General features: G+C 32.8%; 3 protein-coding genes. All 3 read left to right on the top strand.

Annotated features, from left to right (window positions below):
• Positions 1 to 291 precede the first annotated feature (291 nt).
• The 3 genes from GO621_RS18515 (at position 292) to GO621_RS18525 (ending at position 3,352) form a co-directional block, all read left to right on the top strand.
• Positions 292 to 783: a hypothetical protein gene (locus GO621_RS18515; protein WP_157569856.1), complete on the top strand. Its 492-nt coding sequence runs from the start codon at positions 292 to 294 to the stop codon at positions 781 to 783.
• Positions 784 to 1,020: 237 nt separating this feature from the next.
• Positions 1,021 to 2,019: a DUF4365 domain-containing protein gene (locus GO621_RS18520; RefSeq protein WP_157569858.1), complete on the top strand. Its 999-nt coding sequence runs from the start codon at positions 1,021 to 1,023 to the stop codon at positions 2,017 to 2,019.
• 550 nt (positions 2,020 to 2,569) lie between these two features.
• On the top strand, positions 2,570 to 3,352 hold the full coding sequence (locus GO621_RS18525; RefSeq protein WP_157569860.1) for a hypothetical protein: 783 nt from the start codon (positions 2,570 to 2,572) through the stop codon (positions 3,350 to 3,352).
• Positions 3,353 to 3,525 lie beyond the last annotated feature (173 nt).

Here is a 3,525-nt window from a genome sequence, read left to right on the forward strand (position 1 = left end):
AACAAATCAAAATCTTACGACTTTGGCTAAAACAAATTTCTGGCGGACCAACAAAATGCAATTCAAGTTTAATCGCTCAAAGTTTTTCCGCCGACAAGTCTGGTTTTTTTTGCCGTTAAAAACAGTATTTCAAACTTTCTGGTAAAGCTGCGTGCAACATTGGTTTGGCAAAAAACTGGCCGACGAAAGTTATTGAACTTTTGAATTTCTTTTTATCTTTAGTGCAGGTTTTCGGCGGAAGGGTTTCAAATTCCAGTTCTTCGCCAAGCCTTTTCCGTTACCAGTAATTGTATGACTAAAAAGCTTACGACAATTGAACTGAAACAAATCAGAACTGGACTACCAAATGTCAAAAAACAATTATATGAAGAAAGAGAAATTTACGATTCTGTTTGTATAAGTGTTTTTGACAAATGGCTAACACAAGAAGAATGCGATCAGATATATGTTGCCGATCCAAATACTTTGCGAGACAGAAGAACAAAGCTTGAAAATGTAATTAAAGAGTTTTTCATCTTAACAAACGTTTACCTTTGGAGGCACAAAAGACATTATCGAATTACGTTTTATAAACCAAATTCTTTAGAACATCTGTTAAAAGTTTGTGATATCAAACATCAGACTTGGGAAGTTGGACATCGATACGATTTACTCTTGCCAGAATATTCTGCTGTTTATGGAGAAGAATGGGATTGGACAAATGTAATTTGGTATAAAGATTTTCAAAAAATTGAACCTTTATTAGAAATAGTTAAACGAACTGGTTTGTATATTTTACCTTAACGTTCAAAAAACAACTACTGGTAACATTGGTTTGGCAAAAAACTGGCGGACAGAATAAACATCAACTTTTGTTTTGCTATTGTGCTTCAGTTTCAACAGACGGAATAAAATTTAGCTTGTAAAAACAGTATTGGACTTTTTGTTATTAATTTAAATTTGGTTTGGGCTGAAGGATTTCAATTTCCAGTTCTTCGCCAAGCCCGAAACGTTACCTGCAAGCTTAAAGACAATACACACATGAGCGACTTACCAAATAGAATCAGGACAAAAAATGAAGCGACTGGAATGCGAGTTGTAGCACAATTTGTTCAAGAGTTTTGGGAATGTGGTTGGCAACCCTTTGACGCAAGAAATGACAAAGGAATTGACGGATTAATTCTTATGAAAAAGAGAAACACAGACCTTGGTGTAAAAATCAATGTTCAAGTGAAGTGTGGCGCAAAATATATATCAAGCGAGACCAAAGATGAAATCAAAATATCCATTGATGATGAGCTTGGGTTAATTGAACATATTGAATATTGGTCGAAGCAAGTTGAGCCAGCTATTTTAATTTTTGTAAATCCGGCAAAACCAATCCGAGACAAGAGTGGTAATATTGTCAAAGATGACAAGGGAAAAATCACTTGGAAAGAAAGTCGCTTAAATTCAAAAGCGTGGTGGGTGGATTTAAAAAGCAAAGGGTTAAGAGTTGAAAACTCAAAAACACTAATTAGTATTCCTAAAAAAAATGTTTTTGGAGAGCACAGTAAAGGAGCGTTTCTTAAATTGATTAAACCTCTAATGTCTAATGCTCATTTGCCTTTAATTAAGTTGAATGCTGAAAGTAAAAGACTCTTGAATTCTATAAAGCTAAAAGAAGAATCTCATAAATTTTACAAAGATTGGAAGAACGGAAATACAATATTTTGTAAAGCAATAGATAAGGATATTAGAGTTTCTAAAACTGGCTGGGATCATATTCTATCGTCAAATAGAGGAGCAGAAAGACGAATTAACTCTCTAAAATTATTAGGAGTTGCTAAGCAAATGGTTGACGAAATTGAAAAAGATAAATTCTTTTTGCTCAACCAAAAGGAAAGTTTATTAGAACTTGAACAAAAATTAGGAATAAGAGCGAGATATGTAGACAAACAACTCGGAGAGCAAATCGTCCAAGTAATTATATTAAGAAAACTCAATACAAGAAACCGAAATGAAAAACTATGGTTTTACAGTGTTCATTACAGAAGATAGATGCATTACCCTTGTTTAATTCACCTTTATAAGCGGTTGACTTGCGTCCTAAAACGCTAAAATAGCCGGCCACACATCTATCTCGCTGAAATGAGTGACAAATATATGAAAAACAATTAAAAAGCCAGCAGGTAACAAGGTATTGCCAAAAGCGGGGCTGAAGTGCTTCGATTGGACATTAGTGCAAGGTTCAACTTTCGTTCTTCGATTGAACTTTCGTGCTAAAAATCCCCGCCTTCGGCAATACCCAAACCGTTAGGCGCAATTTGTGTTTTTGCCCGACAGAGTTTGCTAAAGATTTTTTTGTCCCAAAAAAGCAAAAACACAAACTGCCTCTAACATGGGTTTGGCTAAAAACTGGCGGACAGATTTGATTCAGCTTTTGTTTTTCTATTTTGCTTCAGTTTCGGCAGAAGGAACAGAAATTTAGCTGGTAAACAGTATTGGACTTTTGAACTTTTATTTAACTTTGGTTTTCGGCTGACGGGTTTTAAATTCCAGTTCTTCGCCAAGCCTTTTCCGTTAGCTGATATTCCGAAAGACCGAACTTATGAAAGTTACTATTTTGATGTTTTTATCTATTTTAATTTACTCCTGTAATTTCAAAAAGCAAGAACAATCATATAACTTTAAAAAAGTGGATTCAACCATTACTCATAAAGTAATCAAAAAATCAAATCATACTTCAAAAAATATAGAAGTTGGCTACAGTGATACATATGAAAAGTTACCGACGTTAGTATTTGACACATTATCAGAAAGTGAATTCAATACACTTAAACCAGCAAAGGGAATTAATAAAATAGATACTAAACAAAATGAAAGCTTTTTCTTTATTCAAACAGCTTTAAAAAAACATAAGTTTAAAAAATTTAAGGATTATGGTGGAAATGAAGGTTGGAGTGGGTATGATCTAATTGGTTACTATCCAAAGCTAAAGTTATTTGCAATTACTGAAATATCAACGTCAGATGAATTTAGCCTTGGTGAATTGTTTTTATTAGATAGTTTAACAGATTATAAATACAAAATTATCTCATTTGGAGACGGAAGTGTGGAAACACCAATTCCTTCTATCAATAATAAATATCTTATTTATTATTACAATTATATAAATGATGACAACTGTTCTATAGGGATTTTAAAGATAAATGACAAAACAAATCCAAAAAACTATCTAAAAGAATATGCAAGTTACAATTCCACAGAATTTGCTATTGAAAATATTGTATGGAAATCAGACAATTGCTTTTATGTTAAAGGTTATAATGAAATATATGAAAAGAAGGAAACAATAAAAAAATACAAATATTATCAAACAACCTTTAGATAAGAACATCAGCTAACATTGGTTTGGCAAAAAACTGGCTGACGGAATAAAACATCAGCTTTTGTTTTGCTATTTCGCTTCAGTTCCGGCAGAAGGAATAAAAATTTAGCTGATAAAAGAAGCATCAACATTTGATTATTAATTTAACTTTGGTTCGGGCTGACGATTTTCAAATT

The organism is Mucilaginibacter arboris (assembly GCF_009754915.1).
Lineage (GTDB): Bacteria > Bacteroidota > Bacteroidia > Sphingobacteriales > Sphingobacteriaceae > Mucilaginibacter_A > Mucilaginibacter_A arboris.

What these genes read in the sequence shown, in the direction of transcription:
- GO621_RS18525 (WP_157569860.1), top strand. Translation starts at nt 2,570, where the DNA reads ATGAAAGTTACTATTTTGATGTTTTTATCTATTTTAATTTACTCCTGT.
- GO621_RS18520 (WP_157569858.1), top strand. Translation starts at nt 1,021, where the DNA reads ATGAGCGACTTACCAAATAGAATCAGGACAAAAAATGAAGCGACTGGA.
- GO621_RS18515 (WP_157569856.1), top strand. Translation starts at nt 292, where the DNA reads ATGACTAAAAAGCTTACGACAATTGAACTGAAACAAATCAGAACTGGA.